The following is an 18,715-nucleotide window of genomic DNA, read 5'->3' as shown; positions in this document are numbered from 1 at the left end:
GTCGTGGTACGCCCTTTTGATGGGCTTTTTACCATTTTGATGATAGCCTGGGGCTACAAATTAGCGCCCGCGCAGATAGCGAATTAGAGCGATCTACCCACGGACGGTAGTCACATTGGAGACAACTTCGTGCAAATACGTACAAGTTCGGGAAACCCTCTCCGTATCAACCCTGTGTTTTCGGCCCTGGCCAGCGCTGCTTTGCTCTGTGCTTGTGGCGGAAATGGCGACAGCAACCCTTTGGCGCCTGAGCCGATCTCGGCGCCTGAGTTTTCCGCCGAGATCCGCTACACCAGCTACGGTGTGCCGCACATCAAGGCCGACAACTTCAAGGGGGCGGGCTATGGCTATGGCTATGCCTTTGCCCAGGATCACATCTGCCTGTTTGCCCAGGAAATCATCATCCTGCGTGGCGAGCGTTCGCGCTTTTTTGGCGATGTCGATGCCAGCGGCAAACCGGTCAACTACCTCGGGCAGTTTGGCGACTTCACGCCCAATCTGTCCTCGGACTTTTTCTACAAGGCCTTGATGACGCCAGCCCAGGCGCAGGCCATGAAGAACGGAGCCGGTGCGGAGGTGCGCGATCTGGTCGCCGGCTTTGTGGCCGGTTATAACCGCTACCTCAGCGACAAGGGCTTGAACGGCCTGCCGTTGGACTGCAAGGGCGCCGCCTGGGTGCGCCCGATGAACGAGGACGACGCCTACTTCCGCTTCACCCAGGCGGCCATCGCCGGCAGCTCGCTGCAGTTCATTCACGCCCTGGGCAGCGCCCAGCCACCGCTGGTGAAGCCGGCGGGCGCCGAGCCGGTGCTGCTGTCGGCCAAGGCCTTGCGCGCCAAGTCCACCCAGCTCGCCCTGGCGCGCACACCCCTGCTGCAGGGCTTGCGCCAGCTGGAAGAGCATGTGATCGGCTCCAACGGTTATGGCCTGGGCAAGGGTGCCACGCAGAGCGGGGCCGGCATGGTGCTGGGCAACCCGCACTTTCCTTGGTGGGGCGCATTGCGTCTGCACCAGCTGCACCTGACCATCCCAGGCAAGTACGACGTCATGGGGGCCACGCTGCTCGGCGCGGTGGTGCCCCTGATCGGCTTCAACAAGGATGTGGCCTGGACCCACACCTTCTCGACCGACAACCGCTTCACGCTGTTTCAGCTCAAGCTTGATCCGGCCGATCCGACGCGCTACTGGGTCGATGGGGGCTACAAGCCCATGAGCCAGACGCCGCTGTCGGTGCAGGCCTTGCAGCCCGATGGCAGCCTCAAGACCATCACGCGCACGCTCTACAGCACTGACTTTGGACCGATGGTCAGCGATGGCGCCAGCTTTGCCTGGAGCGGTGCGGCTGGCTTCGCGCTGCGCGACGCTAACTACGGCAACACCAAGCTGCTGGACCAGGCCCTGCTCAACGGCAAGGCCAGCAGCGCCGAGAGCCTGCGCGAGAACCTGGCCACCTTCAACGCCTTGCCCTGGGTCAACACCATGGCTGCGGACAAGAACGGCCGCGCGCTCTATGCCAATTACTCGGTGGCGGCCAATGTCAGCGATGCCCAGCTGGCCAGCTGCGTGAACAGCCCCACCGGTCAGTTCCTGCTGGCCACGCGTGGCCTGGTGCTGATGGATGGCAGCAAGTCGGCCTGCAACTGGAATGGCGCCATCCCCGCGGCCCAGCGGCCTTATGTCTTGCGCGATGACTTCATCGTCAACGCCAACGACAGCCACTGGCTGCCCAACGATCAGGTGCGGCTGAGCGGCTACCCCAAGATCATCGCCACCGGCCCCAATGCCGAAGGCGCTCCTCAAGGCGAACGCACCCGCATGGGCATTGCCCAGGCCCTGGATCGCATCGAGGGCCGCGATGGCCTGACCGGCAAGGGCTTCACCCTGGCCCAGCTGCAGCAGGTCTACCAGAAGGCCCGTTTCTTCAAGGCCGAGCAATGGCTGGACGAGTTCCTGGCCGCGGCCTGCAGCGGCACGTCGCCCAGCACCAAGGACAGCACAGGCAAGCTGACCGATCTCAGCAAGGCCTGCGCCGTGCTGGCCGCTTGGAAGAAGACCGAGGGCCTGCTCGACCCGGGGGCTTTGCTGTTCCGCAAGTTCTACGAACTCTCGGGTGAGCTCAAGGACGCCAGCTACTGGCGCGTGGCCTACAACCCGGCCGATCCGGTTGACACCCCGCGCGGCTTCAACACCGCCAACAGCAAAGCGGCCACCTTGCTGGCCGATGCGGTGCAATGGTTCGCCACCCAGAACATCCCGCTCGAAGAAGTGACGGCCCGTCGGCAGATCATCGTGCGCGACAGCGCACCCATCCCCATTCCTGGCGGCCCCTACACCTTCAACAATGTCCGCGGCAATCTCAATGCCGGCCTGTATGGTGACCCGGTCTACGGCAACAGCTATATGCAGTTCGTCACCTTCGATGCCAAGGGACCGGTGGCCGAGGGGGTGTTGACCTACTCGCAGTCCAGCCACATCCTCTCGCCCCATTTCTCGGACCAGACCAAGGTCTATTCGGACATCTACATGAAGGGTGGTGCCTGGATCAAGCTGCCGTTCAGTGAGGCTGAGATCCAGGCCGATCCCAACTACCGCAGCATTCGGCTCAGCGAATGAGGGCCTTGGCTGATTCTGCGCAGGCACCGTTTTCTCTGCCGGACGAGGTCTTGCAGGCTTTGCGCCGGCGCTTTGGTGCCCGCTGCAGCACCGCACTGGCTCAGCGCGAACTGCATGGTCGAGACGAGTCGCCCTTCGACGTGGCGCCGCCCGATGCCGTGGTTTTTGCCGAGAGCAACGAGGAGGTGGCCTTCGTGCTGCAACTGGCGCAGCAGCACCGCGTGCCCGTCATTCCCTACGGCACCGGCACCTCACTCGAAGGTCATTTGCTGGCGGTGCAGGGCGGCATCAGCCTGGACCTGAGCCGGATGAAGTCCATCCTGCAGCTGCATTCCGAGGACCTGACGGTCACCGTGCAGGCCGGCGTGACCCGCCAGCAGCTGAACCAGGAGATCCGCCACAGCGGCCTGTTCTTTCCCATCGACCCGGGGGCCGATGCCTCGCTGGGCGGCATGGCCGCCACACGCGCCAGTGGCACGAATGCGGTGCGCTACGGCACCATGCGCGAGAACGTGCTGGGCCTGACCGTGCTGACCGCCAGCGGCGAGCAGATCCGCACCGGCAGCCGCGCGCGCAAGAGCAGTGCCGGCTATGACTTGACCCGCTTGTTCGTGGGCAGCGAGGGCACGCTGGGCGTGATCACCGAGCTGACCTTGCGTCTGTATCCGCTGCCCGAGGCGGTGTCGGCTGCCATCTGCTTTTTCCCCAGCATCGATGCCGCGGTTCAGACCACCATCGCCATCATCCAGATGGGCATTCCGATCGCCCGCTGCGAGCTGCTCGATGCCCATGCCGTGCGCGCCGTCAATGCCCATGACCATCTGGGCCTGCGTGAATCACCGATGTTGCTGATGGAGTTCCATGGCTCGGCCGCCAGCGTGGCCGAGCAGGCGCAGAGCGTGCAGGCGCTGGCAGCGGAGCAGGGCGGCGAGGCCTTTGAATGGGCCAGCACGCCCGAGGCGCGCACGCGGCTGTGGACAGCCCGCCACCATGCTTACCTGTCAGCCCTGCAGACCCGCCCCGGCTGCCGCTGTGTGACCACCGACACCTGCGTGCCCATCTCGCGCCTGGCCGAGAGCATCAATGAATCGGTGCGCGAGGTCGAGGCCACCGATCTGCCCTATTTCATCGTCGGCCATGTCGGCGACGGCAATTTCCATATGGGCTATTTGATCGACCCGCAGCAACCCGCGGAGCGGGAGCTGGCCGAGCGCCTGAGCGCGCAGATGGTGGCCCGCGCCCTGCGTCTGGGCGGCACCTGCACCGGCGAGCATGGCATCGGCCTGCACAAGCAGGGCTTTCTGCTCGACGAGGCCGGGCCGGGCGCGGTGGCCCTGATGCGCAGCATCAAGGCGGCGCTGGACCCGGCCCAGATCATGAACCCGGGCAAGATCTTTGCGAGCTGAGGGCTTGTGCAGCCCGCAGCTCGCGCGGGATCACAAGGCCTTGACGCTGTAGCTGAGCGTGCTGCCGCTGTAGCTGGCCAGCACCTGGTAGTTCTTGGCCACGCCGCCGCTGCTCAGCTGCACACGGTAGCTGACTTGGCTGCTGCTGCTCGATTCCACCGTGATCAAGGCGCTGTCCTTGCCGGTGGTCAGCGTGGCGCTGGAGCCTTGCAGCGGGCGGCCGTTGCTGGTCTGCCAGTTGCTGAACTGGGTGTCCACAAACGCCTTGCTGTCGCTCCAGTGGGCGCTGCGCAGCTTGCTGTGGCCGAGGCTGTAGTTGTTGGCGTCGGTGACGCTGAGCTCATTCAGCCCCGCGTATTGCACGCCGTTCAGGGTCAGGCTGGGCTTGCCCTGGCCGTCCACTTCCAGGAGCGCCACGGCTGTCAACGGGCCAAAGCTTTCGCCGCCGCCGGAGGCGCTCAGCTTGTCGAAGCTCAGCTGCAGCCGGACGTTGTTGCCTGGGTTGTCGAGATTGCTGATGGCGGTCAGGAAATCGATGCGCATGCCGCCGTCGATGCTGAGGCTCTGGCCATCGGCGATGCCGCTGATCTTGTCAAAGCGCATGCTGATGTAGCTGCCGGCCGGCAAGGACGTGGCGCTGTTGCTCACATTGGTGTCCACCACGATGGAGCCGCTGCAGTTGCGGATGACGCTGATGCCCAGGCTGCTGCAGCTGACGGTGGTGGTCTCCAGGATCTTGCGGCGCTCGGGTTCAGCGGCGCTGGGCTTGGGGCTGTTCTGGCGGCCGCTCATCAGCTCGCCGAAGGGCAGGAACAGATTGCTGGGGTCCTCGCTGCGGCGCACCAGGTCGGCCGCGGCGGCTGTGGTGGCCTTGACGCTGTCCTGCGCCACTTCGCTGCTTTGGGCCAGGGTGCCGGCCGTGGTCGGCGGGGCAATCAGCTTGGTCGGCTCAGGCACCGGTGTTGGCACGGGAACGACCTGGGTGTTGTCACTGCCGCCCCCACCGCCACAGGCACTGAGGCCCAGGCTGCCAAGGCCGATCAGCAACCAGGCCGCAGGCGTGGCGATGCGATGCTTGGGGAAAGCGGTGCGAGGGGTCAGCGTCCGGGTCGTGATCATCATCTCAGCCTCCGAGTCTTGAGGCTGGTGATGGTACGGGGCTTGTGTGACGCCGAGATTCCCCCTGAGTGGTGAGTTAGGTGGCTTTGTGCCAGGTGCTGCTGGATGCTCCCTTCCGGGGCTGGCAGAGCCACCGAGCCCACCCGAGGGCGGCTCGGTGGCCTCATCATCCGTGCGGCGGCGCCGGCACGCTCCAGCGCCGGCTGATGTCGCCGGCCTCGTTGACGCTCTCCAGCTGCACGCCAAAGCCCCAGAGCCGGGCCACATGCTTGAGCACCTCTTGCGCGCTGTCGTGCAGAGGTCGGCCCATGTGCTGGGTGTGGCGCAGGGTCAGGGAGCGGTCGCCGCGCAGATTGACGTTCCAGACCTGGATATTGGGCTCGCGGGTGCTGAGGTCGTATTGGCGCGACAAGGCTTCGCGCACATGCTGGTAGCCGCTCTCGTCGTGGATGGCCGAGATCTCGTACTCGGACTGCTTTTCATCGTCGAGGATGGAGAAGAGCCGGAACTCGCGCATCAGATGCGGGCTCAGGTACTGGCCGATGAAGCTCTCGTCCTTGAAGTTGCGCATGGCATGGTCCAGCGTGGGCAACCAGTCGCCGCCGGCGATGTCGGGGAACCAGCGCCGGTCTTCCTCGGTGGGCTTTTCGCAGATGCGCTTGATGTCGGTGTACATGGCGAAACCCAGGGCATAGGGGTTCAGATTGGCCATGGGCTGTTGCGCCACCACATTGGTGTGCGACTTTAGCCATTCGATCATCATGCCGTCGCTGAGATAGCCGTCGTCATACATCTGGTTCAGCAGGCGGTGGTGCCAGAAGGTGGCCCAGCCCTCGTTCATCACCTGGGTCTGGCGCTGCGGGTAGAAGTATTGGGCGATCTTGCGCACGATGCGTACGATCTCGCGCTGCCAGGGCTCCAGCAGGGGTGCGTTCTTTTCGATGAAGTAGAGGAGGTTCTCTTGCGGCTCGTCGGGGAAGCGGCGGGTAGCCGCGGCTTCATCGCCCTTCTCGACGCGTTTGGGCAGGGTGCGCCAGAGCTCGTTGATCTGAAGCTGGGCATGGGCCTCGCGGTCGGCCAGGCGGCTGCGTTCCTGGGCCAGGGACAGCTTGGCCGGGCGGCGGTAGCGGTCGACGCCGTAGGACATCAGCGCATGGCAGGAATCCAGCACCTGCTCGACCTGGGCCAGGCCGTGGCGCTGCTCGCAGTCGGCGACGAAGTTCTTGGCATAGACCAGGTAGTCGATGATGCTGGACGCGTCGGTCCACATGCGGAACAGGTAATTGCCTTTGAAGAAGCTGTTGTGGCCGTAGCTGGCGTGGGCGATCACCAGGGCCTGCATGGCCATGGAGTTCTCTTCCATCAGGTAGGCGATGCAAGGGTCGGAGTTGATGACGATCTCGTAGGCCAGGCCCATCTGGCCGCGCTTGTAGTTGCGCTCGGTGGCGATGAACTCCTTGCCATAGCTCCAGTGCCGGTAATTGACCGGCATGCCCACCGAGGCGTAGGCGTCCATCATCTGCTCGGCGGTGATGATCTCGAGCTGGTTGGGGTAGGTGTCCAGGCCGTAGCGCTCGGCGGTGGCGCGGATGACGTCGTGGTACTCGTCGATCAGCTCGAAGGTCCAGTCGCTGGGCGAGGGCAGGGGCTGGGCCGGGCGGGGGCCGGCGGGCTTCATCTCGCGCAGGGGCGCCCGTGTGCGGCGGCCGCCGTATTCATCGGTCAAGGGGGCGATGCCGATCTGGCGGCGGTTTTCGATCTGGCTCATGCCTGTGCCCCTTCCTTCTTGAAGAGTTCACGGAAGACCGGGTAGATCTGCGCGGCCTCGGTGGCCTTGCGCATGGCGAAGTGGCGCACCTCTTCGGCAAGCTTGCTGTACTCGTCCCAGAGGTTCTGTTCCTGCTCGGCCACCTGCACGTAAGCGAAATAGCGGCAAAGCGGCAGGATCTGCTGGGCCAGCAGCTCGCGGCAGCGGCCGCTGTCGTGGTGCCAGTTGTCGCCATCGCTGGCCTGGGCGCCGTAGATGTTCCATTCGCTGCTGGGATAGCGCGCGCGGATGATTTCCTCCATCAGCACCAGGGCGCTGGAGACCACGGTGCCGCCGGTCTCGGTGGCGTGGAAGAAGTTCTGCTCGTCCACCTCCTGGGCCTGGGTGTGGTGGCGGATGAAGACCACATCGATCTTCTCGTAATGTCGGGTCAGGAAGAGGTAGAGCAGGATGAAGAAGCGCTTGGCCAGATCCTTGCGGCTTTCGTCCATGGAGCCGGACACGTCCATCAGGCAGAACATGACGGCCCGGCTGGTCGGCACCGGTGTGCGCACGCGGTTGCGAAAGCGCAGGTCGATGGGGTCGAGGAAAGGAATCGCTGCAATGCGCTGTTTGAGGAAGGCGATGCGATCCTCGGTTTCCTTGAGCATGCGCTGCACTTCCAGATCGGCCGGGTTCTCGCGCTTGAGCAGGGCCAGGCGTTCTTCCAGCTCGTGCAGCTCGCGGCGCTTGCCAGTGCCCAGGGCGATGCGGCGGCTCAGGGCACCGCGCATGGAGCGCACCACATGGAGGTTGGTTGGCGTGCCATCGCTGGTGAAGCCGGCGCGATGGCTTTTCCACTCCGGTGTTTCGGCCAGCTGGGTGCGCTCGAGATTGGGCAGGGCCAGGTCTTCGAAGAACACCTGCATGAACTCTTCGCGGCTCAGGTGGAAGACAAAGTCGTCCTCGCCCTCGCCGGAATCGCTGGCCTGGCCGCCGCCCTGGCCTTGACCGCCGCCCTTGGGCTTGGCGATGCGGTCGCCTTTGACATGCTCGCTGTTGCCTGGCCGCACCACCTCGCGCACGCCGCCCTCGCCGTGGCCGAAGACGGGCTCGCTCAAGTCCTTCTTGGGGATGTGCACATCTTCGCCGCGCTCCAGATCGCGGATGCCGCGGCCGTCCACCGCGCGGCGCACCGCCTCGCGGATTTGGGCCTTGTGGCGCTGCAGGAAGCGCTCACGGTTGCCGATGGACTTGTTCTTGCCGGAAAGCCTTCGGTCGATGATCTGCTGCAGCATGGGTGCTTGCTCCTGCGTGGCCTCGTCCTCGGACTCAAGAACTCTTGCGGACCCTCAAGTACCACTCGCACAGCAGCCGCACCTGCTTGGCCGTGTAGCCCTTGTCGACCATGCGCTGCACGAAGTTCTCGTGCTTCTTGGCCTCGTCGGCGCTGGCCTTGGCATTGAAGCTGATCACCGGCAGCAACTCCTCGGTGTTGGAGAACATCTTCTTCTCGATCACCGTGCGCAGCTTCTCGTAGCTGGTCCAGGCCGGGTTCTTGCCGGCGTTGTTGGCGCGCGCGCGCAGCACGAAGTTGACGATCTCGTTGCGGAAGTCTTTCGGGTTGCTGATGCCCGCGGGCTTCTCGATCTTCTCGAGTTCGGCATTCAGGGCCACGCGGTCGAAGACCTCGCCGGTGTCGGTGTCGCGGTACTCCTGGTCCTGGATCCAGTAGTCGGCGTAGGTGACGTAGCGGTCGAAGATGTTCTGGCCGTACTCGGAATAACTCTCCAGATACGCGGTCTGGATCTCCTTGCCGATGAACTCCGCATAGCGCGGCGCCAGCGCTTCCTTGATGAAGCCGACGTACTTTTGCTCCACTTCGCTCGGGAACTGCTCGCGCTCGATCTGCTGCTCCAGCACATACATCAGGTGCACCGGATTGGCCGCCACCTCGGCGCTGTCGAAGTTGAAGACCTTGGACAGGATCTTGTAAGCGAAGCGGGTGGAAATGCCGCTCATGCCCTCGTCGACGCCGGCGTAGTCGCGGTATTCCTGGAAGCTCTTGGCGCGTGGGTCGGTGTCCTTGAGGCTTTCACCGTCGTAGACCTGCATCTTGGAATAGAGCGAGGAGTTCTCGGGCTCCTTCAGCCGCGTCAGTACCGCGAACTGGCTCATCATCTTGAGCGTGCCCGGGGCGCATTTGGCCTCGGCCAGCGAGGAGCCGCGGATCAGCTTCTCGTAGATTTTGACCTCCTCGCTGACACGCAGGCAGTAGGGCACTTTGACGATGTAGATGCGGTCCAGGAAGGCCTCGTTGTTCTTGTTGTTGCGGAAGGTCTTCCACTCGCTCTCGTTGCTGTGCGCCAGCACCACGCCGTCGAAGGGAATAGCGCCGAAGCCCTCGGTGCCCTTGTAGTTGCCTTCCTGCGTGGCGGTCAGCAGCGGGTGCAGCACCTTGATCGGCGCCTTGAACATTTCCACAAACTCCAGCAGGCCCTGGTTGGCCAGGCACAGGCCGCCCGAGTAGCTGTAGGCATCGGGGTCGTCCTGGGCATAGGTCTCCAGCTTGCGGATGTCCACCTTGCCGACCAGGGAAGAGATGTCCTGGTTGTTTTCGTCGCCCGGCTCGGTCTTGGCCACGCCCACTTGCTTGAGCACGCTGGGGTAGCGCTTGACCACTTTGAAGCGGCGGATGTCGCCGCCGAATTCGTCGAGGCGCTTGACCGCCCAGGGGCTGAGGATGCGGTTCAGATAACGCCGAGGGATGCCGTACTCCTGCTCCAGCAAGGGGCCGTCTTCGTTGACGTCAAACAGGCCCAGCGGCGATTCGTTCACCGGCGAGCCGGCCAGGGCGTAGAAAGGCACTTGTTCCATCAGGCTTTTGAGCCGCTCGGCGATGGAGCTCTTGCCGCCGCCCACCGGGCCCAGCAGATAGAGGATCTGCTTCTTCTCTTCCAGGCCCTGGGCGGCGTGGCGGAAGTAGCTGACCACCTGTTCGATCGCTTCCTCGAGGCCGTAGAACTCGGCGAAGGCGGGGTAGATCTTGATGGTCTTGTTGGCGAACAGCCGGGACAGGCGGGCGTCGTGGCGCGTGTCCACCATCTCAGGCTCGCCAATGGCCTTGAGCATGCGCTCGGCTGCGGTGGCGTAGGCGAGGGGGTTGCGTTTGCACTCGTTGAGGTAATCCTCGAGCGAGAGCTCTTCGACGCGGGTGCGCTCGTAGCGCTTGGTGAAGCTGCTGATCACGTCCATGCTGACCTCCGGTAAGGTCCCGGGCAGCGCGCAGACATGGCTCGTCGGCGCATCGCCTGGGAAGTTCTGATGAAGTCCCTTGGCGCACCGGCCACGCGTGGCTGGGGGCGTCATCAGAGCTTTCCGAGGTGCAGCGGCAGTGATTCAAGCTTGGCCGTTCAAGACCCCGCTGAAGCCCTGAAAAGAGCGGCAATTTCCGCTCTTGATTCAGGGGTTCAAACCGGGCTCGAAATCAAGCCATGGGCTGATGCTACGCCGATCTGAAAAGTTTGGTGTGAAGGCGCTTGATGCGCTTTCCTCACACCGATATTCACTCGCTTTTGCGCAGGCGTTCGATCAAGCCGTTAAGCTCATCGAGGGAGCCGAACTGGATGGACAGTTCGCCCTGTTCACCGCGCTTGGTGCGCTTCTTGACCCGCACCTCGACCACCGCGGTCAGCAGGTCGGATAACTCCTCTTCCAAGCGCAGCAGGTCGCGGCTCTTGTCGTTCTTGACGCGCAGCAGCGGCGTCTGGCGGCCGGCGCCCTGGCGCGCGACCAGCTTCTCGGCATCACGCACGCTCAGCTTCTTGGCGGCGATCTCGGTGGCGCAGGTGATCTGGTGCGCGCCGTCCAGTGGCAGCAGGGCACGCGCATGGCCCATGTCGATGTCGCCAGCCATCAGCATGTTCTGCACCGGCTCGACCAGCTGCAGCAGGCGCAGCAGATTGCTGGCGGCGCTGCGTGAGCGGCCCACGGCTTGGGCGGCCTGCTCATGGGTCAGGTGGAACTCGTTGACCAGGCGCTGCAGGCCCTGGGCTTCTTCCAGCGGGTTCAGGTCCTCGCGCTGGATGTTTTCGATCAGGGCCATGGCGGCCGCGGCCTCGTCGGGCACGGCCTTGACCAGCACGGGCACCTCGCGCAGACCGGCCAGCTTGGCGGCGCGGAAGCGGCGCTCGCCGGCGATGATTTCGTAGCGCACATCGCTGAGCGGTGAGGGCGGGGCGATCGGGCGCACCAGGATGGGCTGCATGATGCCCTGGCCCTTGATGCTCTCGGCCAGCTCGTAGAGTGAGCCTTCGTCCATGCGCGTGCGCGGCTGGTATTTGCCGGCCTGCATCTGCTCCAGGCGCAGCTGGCTGGGGCTGCCTTCGCGGGCGGCGGCGGCTTCCGCTTCGTTGACTTTGGGGCCGAGCAGCGCTTCGAGGCCGAGGCCGAGGCCTTTGGGTTTCTTGGTGACCATGGGGCGATTGTCCCTTATGCGGGCTGGGGCATCAGCTGGGAGAGCAAGACCTGACCCTCGGGCCAGTTGCCCAGGCCGGAATCGGCATTGAGGTGCCCACGCGGCCCAGCCATCACCAGGCTGGCGCCCCAGTCGGCCGCCATCTGCGCGCCGCGCTCGGGCGCACAGAAAGGGTCGTCGCTGCTGATCACGGCGATGGCGGGGAAGGGCAGTCGGGCACGCTGGATCTGGCGCCAGTTGTGCAGCTGCGGCGGAGTGCCTGGTGCCTCGGTGTCGGGCGGCGCCACCAGCAGGGCGCCGCGCACGCGCGCCGTGTGGCGGGAATACGAGGCCCAGCTGGCCACCAGCTGGCAGCCCAGGGAATGGGCCACCAGGACCACGGGCTCCGCCTGGGTTTGCAGCACCTCATCCAGGCGCGCCATCCAGTCGCCGCGCAGCGGGCGCTCCCAGTCGGATTGTTCAACCCGCTGGTGGCCGAGTTGCGCCTCCCAGAGGCTTTGCCAATGCCCAGGGCCGGAGTTCAACCAGCCGGGCAGCAGGAGGACGGTGCTTGCTTTCATTCGCTTGCCTTATGCTTTCACTTCTTTCTTGAATTTGATTGTGCTGGAGAAGTCATGACGTACGCGGTTTTTGTGGATGGACAAGAGGGCACGACGGGGCTGCGCATCCATGAGTACCTGGCCGCGCGTCAGGATGTGGAGGTGCTGCGCATCGACGCCGACAAGCGCAAGGACCCGGCCGAGCGTGCGCGCCTGCTGAACGCCGCCGATGTGGCTTTCTTGTGCCTGCCCGACGCTGCTTCACGTGAAGCAGCGGCCATGATCAGCAATCCCAAGACCTGCCTGATCGACGCCAGCACCGCGCACCGCACCGTGCCCGGCTGGGCCTTCGGCCTGCCCGAGCTGTGCAAGAGCCAACGCGAGGCCATCCGCGCAGCCAAACGCATCGCCAACCCGGGTTGCCATGCCAGCGCCTTCATCCTGGCCCTGCGCCCCCTGGTCGATGCCGGCCTGCTGGCACCCGAGGCCCTGGTCTCGGCCACCTCCATCACCGGTTATTCCGGTGGCGGCAAGGGCATGATTGGCGAGTACGAAGCGGGCGGCAACACCAAGCTGCTCTCGCCCCGCCCTTATGCCCTGGGCCTGGCACACAAACACCTGCCCGAGATGATGGCCCACACCGGCCTCAAGAGCGCGCCGGTCTTCATGCCCATCGTCGGCAATTTCTACAAGGGCCTGGCGGTGACCGTGCCTCTGCACTTGAGCCAGCTGCGTGCCGGCACCGGGGCCGAGCAGGTGCAGCAGGCCCTGGCCGCGCATTACGAGGGCGAGCGCTTCATCCGCGTGATGCCGCTGCGCGATGCTGACACCCTGGCCGAGGGCTTCTTTGATGTGCAGGGTTGCAATGACACGAACCGGGTGGACCTGTTCGTCTTCGGCTCAGAGACGCAGATCCTCGTCATGGCCCGCCTGGACAACCTCGGCAAGGGCGCCAGCGGCGCCGCCGTGCAGGCCATGAATGTGCACCTGGGCCTGGAAGAAAGCCTGGGCCTGGTGTGAGCCCGGCGCCGCGCGGTGAAGCCGAGCGTTGGTGGCGGGATGAGGACGTTCCGCCGGCGGCGGTGCAGGCCTTGCGTGAGCGCGTGCGCCTGTTCGGCCGTCAGCAGACCCAGGGCAGTGATGCGCAGGACATCGCCTGCGCACGCTTCGATGAACAGGGCGAGCTGCTGGTGGGCGCCAGCGGTCGCACCGAGTTCCAAAGGCTGTACGTCGACTATCTGTGGGTCCGGGAGGACTTGCGGGGGCAGGGCTTGGGCAGCGCCTGCCTGCGCCAGATCGAGGCCCAGGCCTTGCGTCGCGGATGTGTCGACGCTTTGATCGAAACCCTGTCCGACGAGACGGCCGCGCTCTACGAACACCTCGGCTACGTCTGTATCAGCCATGTGCACGATTTCGTGCCGGGCTTCACACGCCACACCTTGCTCAAGGTCTGGAAGCCGCGCGATTGATTTGGTTCGCGCAGGCACCGCTCAAATCGAGGGTTCGGGAGAGCGGTAGTGGTAGCGGTAGGCCAGCCGGAAACCCAGGCGCTGGTAGACGCGTTGGGCGCTGTGGTTGTCGCTGCCCACCTGGAGGTAGGCCTGCTGCGCGCCCTCGGCCTGGGCCGCGCGGAGCAGGGCGGCGCAGAGTTGGGTGGCATGGCCCTGGCCACGTGCCTCGGGCGGCGTGAAGATGTCGTACAGGCCCACCATGACCTCTTCCCGAGCGTACTGACCCAGGGCCAGCAAACGCCCATCTTCGGCGGTGCGCAAGGCATGGCCGAGATAGGGCACGGCCGAGGCTTGCAGGCGCTCGGCGTGGGCGGCGATCTCGGTGGCGCTGGAACCGCGCAGCTGGCCCACCAAGGCCGCGTATTCGGTGGCGCTGAGCCGCTCCAGGCGCAGGCCGGGTGCCAGGGTCTCAGGCAGACCCAGTAGATCCTTGCGGGTCATGACATCGGCGGCGTCATAGCTGGGCCAGCCTTTGGCGGCCAGGGTGGCGTCCAGATCGGCCGGCTGGGTGAAGGGCGTGAGGCGGACGATCAGCGGCAGGCCAGCGGCCTGGAAAGCATGCTGGCAGCGCGACAGCAAGTCATCGAGCGGCAGGCTGCCGGCTTCCAGGGCATTGATGCAGCGCGAGCGCTTGGCCTTGCCTGGGGAGAGGCGGATCAGCCAGCCTTCGACGCGCTGCTGCTGGGGCGGGGCGCTGGCGTTGAGGCCGGCTTGTTCGGCCCGCCAGGCCAGGTCCCAGTCGCCGGACGGCAGCGCAGCCTCTTCGCTCATCGCCGACCCATTCACTTCACATGCTGCCGACGCGGCGCACCATTTCGCGGGCGAAATCGACAAAAGCCTGGGCACCTTTGGAGCTCGGATCAAAGACCACGCCGGGCAGGCCGTAGCTGGGCGCTTCGGCCAGGCGCACATTGCGCGGGATCACGGTGTCGAACACCTTGTCGCCGAAGTGCTGCTTGAGCTGATCGCTGACCTGGTTCTGCAGGGTGATGCGCGGATCGAACATCACGCGCAGCAGGCCGATGATCTGCAGGTCGGCATTGAGATTGGCGTGCACCTGCTTGATGGTGTTGACCAGGTCCGAGAGGCCTTCGAGCGCGAAGTACTCGCACTGCATGGGCACGACCACGCCGTGGGCGCAGCACAGGCCGTTCAGGGTCAACATGGACAGCGAGGGCGGGCAGTCGATCAGGACGAAGTCGTAGTCGTCGTTGGCGGCGGCCAGGGCGGCCTTGAGGCGGCGTTCGCGGCGCTCCAGATCGACCAGCTCGACTTCGGCGCCGGCCAGCTCGCGGTTGGCACCCAGCACGTCGTAGCCGACCTTTTCGCTGGTCTGCTTGGCCTCTTTCACCGAGGCCGATTCCAGCAGCACGTCGTAGACGCTGAGCTCCAGTGCGCGCTTGTCGATGCCCGAGCCCATGGTGGCATTGCCCTGCGGGTCCAGGTCCACCACCAGCACGCGCTGGCCGACCTTGGCCAAGCCAGCAGCGAGGTTGACGGTGGTGGTGGTCTTGCCGACTCCGCCTTTTTGGTTGGCAACGCAGAAGATCTTGGCCATGGTCTCGTTTTTCTAAGCAGGCGTGATGGTAGCGGGAGATGGGGGCTGCTTTTGTGGCGCGGGGCCCTCAGGGCTGCGGCGCAGAGAAATTTCTCAGGCCTTGGGGCGAATCCAGATCAGGCAGCGCTGGGCGTCGAGGCCAGGAACCTGCAGTTGTTCCACGTGAAACACATCCAGGTCGGCGGGCAGGGCGGCCAGTTCTTCCGCCGGATGTTGCCCCTTCATGGCCAACCAAATCGCCCCGGATTCGACGCCAGGCTTGAGGTGCTGGCGGGTGAGGGTGGTGAAGTCCAGCAGGGAAGCGAAGGCGCGCGAGGTGATCAGGTCGAAGGGCGGGGTGTCCAGTGCTTCCACGCGGGAGTGCACGCCATGCAGATTGGGCAGGCGCAATTCGGCCGCCACCTGCTTGATGAAGCTGGCCTTCTTGGCCACGGCGTCTACACAGCTGACGTCGATATTGGGTTCGCAGATGGCCACCACCACACCCGGAAGGCCACCGCCGCTGCCCACATCCATCAGCCGCAGGCTGCTTTGACCGGTGCTCTGCAGATGGCGGCGCAGGGCGGGCAGCAGGCTCAGGCTGTCCACCAGATGCTGGGTCAGCATGGCCTGGGGCTCGCGCACGGCGGTCAGGTTGTAGACCTTGTTCCACTTGCTGATCATGGCCAGGTAGGCCAACAGCTGGTGCAGCTGAGCGTCGCTGAGGTTCAGGCCCAGGGTCTGGGCGGCATCGTGCAAGGGGGCAAAAAGGGCGTCGGAACTCATGCGGAGTGGCTTTGCTTGTGGGTCACCGTGTACAGCGTGGAGAGAGGAATCAGCGGCACGCCGGCTTGTGCCAGCGCTTGCGAGACCTGGTCGCGCAAGGCCTCGGCGCTCAGGCCTTGGTCGGGCCAGGTGTGGTGGGCGTCGGGAACCAGCCAAGGTTTCAAACCCTGGGCCAGTGCACCGCGGGCGGTCGCCTCGATGCAGCAATCGGATTGCAAGCCGATCAGGATGGGCTGGCTGCGCCCGGCCTGCTGCAGGGCTTGGGCCAGGCTCGTTTCCTCAAAGGCATCGGGCACGGTCTTGGTGAAGCGGGGTTCTTCGGCGGCCGGGTTCAGGCGCGGATCGATGTCGAAGCCGGGGCCGTCCATCGGTCCGCCGGGCTCGGAGTGCTGGATCCAGAACACCGGCACGCGCTGCCGGCGGGCCCAGTCCAGGGCGCTGCGGCAGGCGCTCAGCAGGGCGTCGCCGTCCGGCATGGGCGGGCAAAGCCGGCCATCGAAGGCGCCGCACTGCATATCGATCACCAGCAGGGCGGCGCGCTCTAGATCGAGCGCCGGTTCGCTGTGGCTCATGCGCCGACCTTGTCGTGGGCGTCGCTGAAGCCCTTGAAGCGTTTCTTCTTCAGGTGCACCAGCAGCAGGGAGATGGCGGCGGGCGTGACACCGGAGACGCGAGAAGCCTGGCCCAGGGTCTCGGGTCGATGGGTGTTGAGCTTCTGGCGGACCTCGAAGGACAGGGCCTGGATCTCGTTGTAGTCCAGTTCGGCGGGCAGGCGCAGGTTTTCCAGATTGGCGGCGCGGGCCACATCTTCGACTTGCTTGTTGATGTAGCCGGCGTACTTGACGCTGGTTTCGATCTGCTCGATGACGGCATCGGCCATGGTCTTGCCCAGATCGGCGGTCAGTGTTTCACGTGAAACAGCGGCTTCCGGGCGGGCGATGGCCGCCACTTCGGCCAGGGTGTCGTAGACCACGCCGGGGCGGCGCAGCAGGTCGATGAAGTTGTACTCGCGCTCCAGCGCCTTGCCGACCAGACGCTCAGCATCGGCCGCCGGCAGGATGCTGGGGTGCACCCAGGTTGATTTCAGCTTCTCTGTTTCACGTGAAACAGCGTCGCGCTTGCGGTTGAAAGCTGCCCAGCGATGGTCGTCCACCAGTCCTAGCTGGCGGCCGATTTCGGTCAGGCGCATGTCGGCGTTGTCTTCGCGCAGCTGCAGGCGGAACTCGGCGCGGCTGGTGAACATGCGGTAGGGCTCGGTCACGCCCTTGGTGATCAGGTCGTCGACCAGCACGCCTAGATAAGCCTGGTCGCGGCCCGGCAACCAGGGACCTTGGCCGCGCACCTGCAGGGCGGCGTTCAGGCCGGCGAACAGGCCTTGGGCCGCGGCTTCCTCGTAGCCGGTGGTGCCGTTGATTTGGCCGGCGAAGAAGAGGCCGCCGATGTCGCGGGTCTCGAAGCTGGACTTCAGGCCGCGCGGGTCGAAGTAGTCGTACTCGATGGCATAGCCCGGCCGCATGATGTGGGCGTTCTCCAGGCCCGGGATCGAGCGCACGGCGGCCAACTGGATGTCGAAGGGCAGGGAGGTGGAGATGCCGTTGGGGTAGTACTCGTGGGTCGTCAGGCCCTCGGGTTCCAGAAAGATCTGGTGGCTGTCCTTGTCGGCAAAACGGTTGACCTTGTCCTCGATGCTGGGGCAGTAGCGCGGGCCCACGCCTTCGATCACGCCGGTGAACATGGGGCTGCGGTCGAAGCCGGAGCGGATGATGGCGTGCGTCGCCTCCGAGGTGTGGGTGATCCAGCAGGGCAGCTGGCGCGGGTGCTGCGCGGCGTCGCCGAGGAAGCTGAACACGGGCATGGGATCGAGGTCGCCGCCTTGTTCTTCGCACTTGGAAAAATCAATGCTGCGGCCGTCAATGCGCGGCGGCGTGCCCGTCTTGAGCCGGCCTTGCGGCAGCTTCAGTTCTTTCAGCCGGGCCGAGAGGCTGATGGCTGGCGGGTCACCGGCGCGGCCGGCGCTGTAGTTCTCCAGGCCGACATGGATACGGCCATCGAGGAAGGTGCCGGCCGTCAGCACCACGGCGCGGGCGCGGAACTGCAAACCCATCTGCGTGACGGCGCCCACCACGCGCTCGCCCAGGCCGTCGGACTCAACCAGCAGGTCGTCCACGGCTTGCTGGAAAAGCCAGAGGTTGGCCTGGTTTTCCAGGCGGTGACGGATGGCGGCTTTGTAGAGCACACGGTCGGCCTGGGCACGGGTGGCGCGCACGGCCGGGCCCTTGGAGCCATTGAGGATGCGGAACTGGATGCCGGACTCGTCGGTCGCTGCGGCCATGGCACCGCCCAGGGCGTCCACCTCTTTCACCAGATGGCCTTTGCCGATGCCGCCGATCGAGGGGTTGCAGCTCATCTGCCCCAAGGTCTCGATATTGTGGGTGAGCAGCAGGGTGGTGCAGCCCATGCGGGCGGCGGCCAGCGCCGCTTCGGTGCCGGCATGTCCGCCACCGACCACGATGACATCGAATTCCTTGGGGTATTGCATGGGGCTGGCTGCTTTCATAGTGGCCCGATCGGCTGCGCATTTTTTGCGCAGGGTCTTGGGTGATTCGGGCCCGTTTCCACAGCGCCAAAGCTGGCGCGGGCAAACCCGTGATTTTACGGATCGGCTGTGGATAAGTCACGGCCGCAGGCCATCCCTGCGCCGACAATATCGCGATGAATTGCCGTCCCCATTGCGCCGCCTGCTGCATAGCGCCTTCGATCAGCTCGCCCATCCCGGGCATGCCCGTCATCAACGGGGTCAGCAAGCCGGCGGGCGTGCGCTGCATCCAGCTCGATGCGCAAGACCGTTGCCAGATCTTCGGTCACCCGGATCGCCCCGCAGTCTGCGGCTCGCTGCAGCCCAGCGAGCAGATGTGCGGCGAATCGCGTGAGCAGGCCATGCGCTGGCTGGGCTGGATGGAGCAGGCGACAGCGCCCTGAC

At 65.2% G+C, this 18,715-nt stretch carries 16 protein-coding genes; 5 read left to right on the top strand and 11 right to left on the bottom strand.

Features of this window, described 5'->3' with window-relative positions:
• Window positions 1-174: 174 nt before the first annotated feature.
• Window positions 175-2,613, top strand: a complete 2,439-nt coding sequence (locus OOB33_RS03890; protein WP_271007736.1) for a penicillin acylase family protein — start codon at window positions 175-177, stop codon at window positions 2,611-2,613.
• On the top strand, window positions 2,610-4,019 hold the full coding sequence (locus OOB33_RS03885; protein WP_102768791.1) for an FAD-binding oxidoreductase: 1,410 nt from the start codon (window positions 2,610-2,612) through the stop codon (window positions 4,017-4,019). The genes OOB33_RS03890 and OOB33_RS03885 overlap by 4 nt, the downstream gene beginning before the upstream one ends.
• Window positions 4,020-4,049: 30 nt before the next feature.
• On the opposite strand, the gene OOB33_RS03880 is transcribed toward OOB33_RS03885, so the two are convergent.
• The 6 genes from OOB33_RS03880 to OOB33_RS03855 form a co-directional block, all read right to left on the bottom strand.
• Window positions 4,050-5,141, bottom strand: coding sequence for a hypothetical protein (locus OOB33_RS03880; RefSeq protein ID WP_102768792.1), 1,092 nt, complete (start codon window positions 5,139-5,141; stop codon window positions 4,050-4,052).
• 163 nt (window positions 5,142-5,304) lie between these two features.
• On the bottom strand, window positions 5,305-6,816 hold the full coding sequence (locus OOB33_RS03875; RefSeq protein WP_243392887.1) for a SpoVR family protein: 1,512 nt from the start codon (window positions 6,814-6,816) through the stop codon (window positions 5,305-5,307).
• An 86-nt stretch (window positions 6,817-6,902) separates the two neighbouring features.
• Entirely contained in the window at window positions 6,903-8,183 is a 1,281-nt protein-coding gene (locus OOB33_RS03870) for a YeaH/YhbH family protein (RefSeq protein WP_207795966.1), read from the bottom strand.
• A 34-nt stretch (window positions 8,184-8,217) separates the two neighbouring features.
• On the bottom strand, window positions 8,218-10,140 hold the full coding sequence (locus tag OOB33_RS03865; protein WP_102768794.1) for a PrkA family serine protein kinase: 1,923 nt from the start codon (window positions 10,138-10,140) through the stop codon (window positions 8,218-8,220).
• Between the two features lie 310 nt (window positions 10,141-10,450).
• Window positions 10,451-11,362: a ParB/RepB/Spo0J family partition protein gene (locus tag OOB33_RS03860; RefSeq protein WP_102768795.1), complete on the bottom strand. Its 912-nt coding sequence runs from the start codon at window positions 11,360-11,362 to the stop codon at window positions 10,451-10,453.
• A 14-nt stretch (window positions 11,363-11,376) separates the two neighbouring features.
• Window positions 11,377-11,922, bottom strand: a complete 546-nt coding sequence (locus OOB33_RS03855) for an RBBP9/YdeN family alpha/beta hydrolase (protein ID WP_271007735.1) — start codon at window positions 11,920-11,922, stop codon at window positions 11,377-11,379.
• 54 nt (window positions 11,923-11,976) lie between these two features.
• Between OOB33_RS03855 and argC the strand changes: the two genes are divergently transcribed.
• Window positions 11,977-12,921: an N-acetyl-gamma-glutamyl-phosphate reductase gene (gene argC / locus OOB33_RS03850; protein ID WP_271007734.1), complete on the top strand. Its 945-nt coding sequence runs from the start codon at window positions 11,977-11,979 to the stop codon at window positions 12,919-12,921.
• Window positions 12,918-13,370 carry a GNAT family N-acetyltransferase gene (locus OOB33_RS03845; RefSeq protein ID WP_271007733.1) on the top strand — a complete coding sequence of 151 codons (453 nt, stop codon included), beginning with the start codon at window positions 12,918-12,920 and terminating at the stop codon, window positions 13,368-13,370. The genes argC and OOB33_RS03845 overlap by 4 nt, the downstream gene beginning before the upstream one ends.
• Before the next feature lie 21 nt (window positions 13,371-13,391).
• On the opposite strand, the gene OOB33_RS03840 is transcribed toward OOB33_RS03845, so the two are convergent.
• From OOB33_RS03840 to mnmG, 5 genes are all read right to left on the bottom strand, one after another.
• Window positions 13,392-14,183, bottom strand: coding sequence for a GNAT family N-acetyltransferase (locus tag OOB33_RS03840; protein ID WP_102768798.1), 792 nt, complete (start codon window positions 14,181-14,183; stop codon window positions 13,392-13,394).
• A 16-nt stretch (window positions 14,184-14,199) separates the two neighbouring features.
• Complete coding sequence (locus OOB33_RS03835; protein ID WP_102768799.1) at window positions 14,200-14,970, bottom strand: ParA family protein; 771 nt, start codon at window positions 14,968-14,970, stop codon at window positions 14,200-14,202.
• A 93-nt stretch (window positions 14,971-15,063) separates the two neighbouring features.
• A complete protein-coding gene (gene rsmG, locus OOB33_RS03830; RefSeq protein ID WP_102768800.1) occupies window positions 15,064-15,735 on the bottom strand; it encodes a 16S rRNA (guanine(527)-N(7))-methyltransferase RsmG in 672 nt (223 codons plus the stop codon).
• Window positions 15,732-16,307 carry a cysteine hydrolase family protein gene (locus OOB33_RS03825; RefSeq protein WP_102768801.1) on the bottom strand — a complete coding sequence of 192 codons (576 nt, stop codon included), beginning with the start codon at window positions 16,305-16,307 and terminating at the stop codon, window positions 15,732-15,734. The genes rsmG and OOB33_RS03825 overlap by 4 nt, the downstream gene beginning before the upstream one ends.
• Window positions 16,304-18,274 carry a tRNA uridine-5-carboxymethylaminomethyl(34) synthesis enzyme MnmG gene (gene mnmG / locus OOB33_RS03820; RefSeq protein WP_271007732.1) on the bottom strand — a complete coding sequence of 657 codons (1,971 nt, stop codon included), beginning with the start codon at window positions 18,272-18,274 and terminating at the stop codon, window positions 16,304-16,306. The genes OOB33_RS03825 and mnmG overlap by 4 nt, the downstream gene beginning before the upstream one ends.
• Window positions 18,275-18,447: 173 nt before the next feature.
• On the opposite strand from mnmG, the gene OOB33_RS03815 reads away from it, so the two are divergent.
• A complete protein-coding gene (locus tag OOB33_RS03815; protein ID WP_171828501.1) occupies window positions 18,448-18,714 on the top strand; it encodes a YkgJ family cysteine cluster protein in 267 nt (88 codons plus the stop codon).
• The last annotated feature ends 1 nt before the right edge of the window (window position 18,715 follow it).

Origin of the sequence: Paucibacter sp. B51, from assembly GCF_027863535.1 — a bacterium.
Classification (GTDB): domain Bacteria; phylum Pseudomonadota; class Gammaproteobacteria; order Burkholderiales; family Burkholderiaceae_C; genus Paucibacter_A; species Paucibacter_A aquatilis.
Note: the sequence above shows the minus strand (reverse complement) of the source record. Positions and strands in the feature narration are given on the sequence as shown.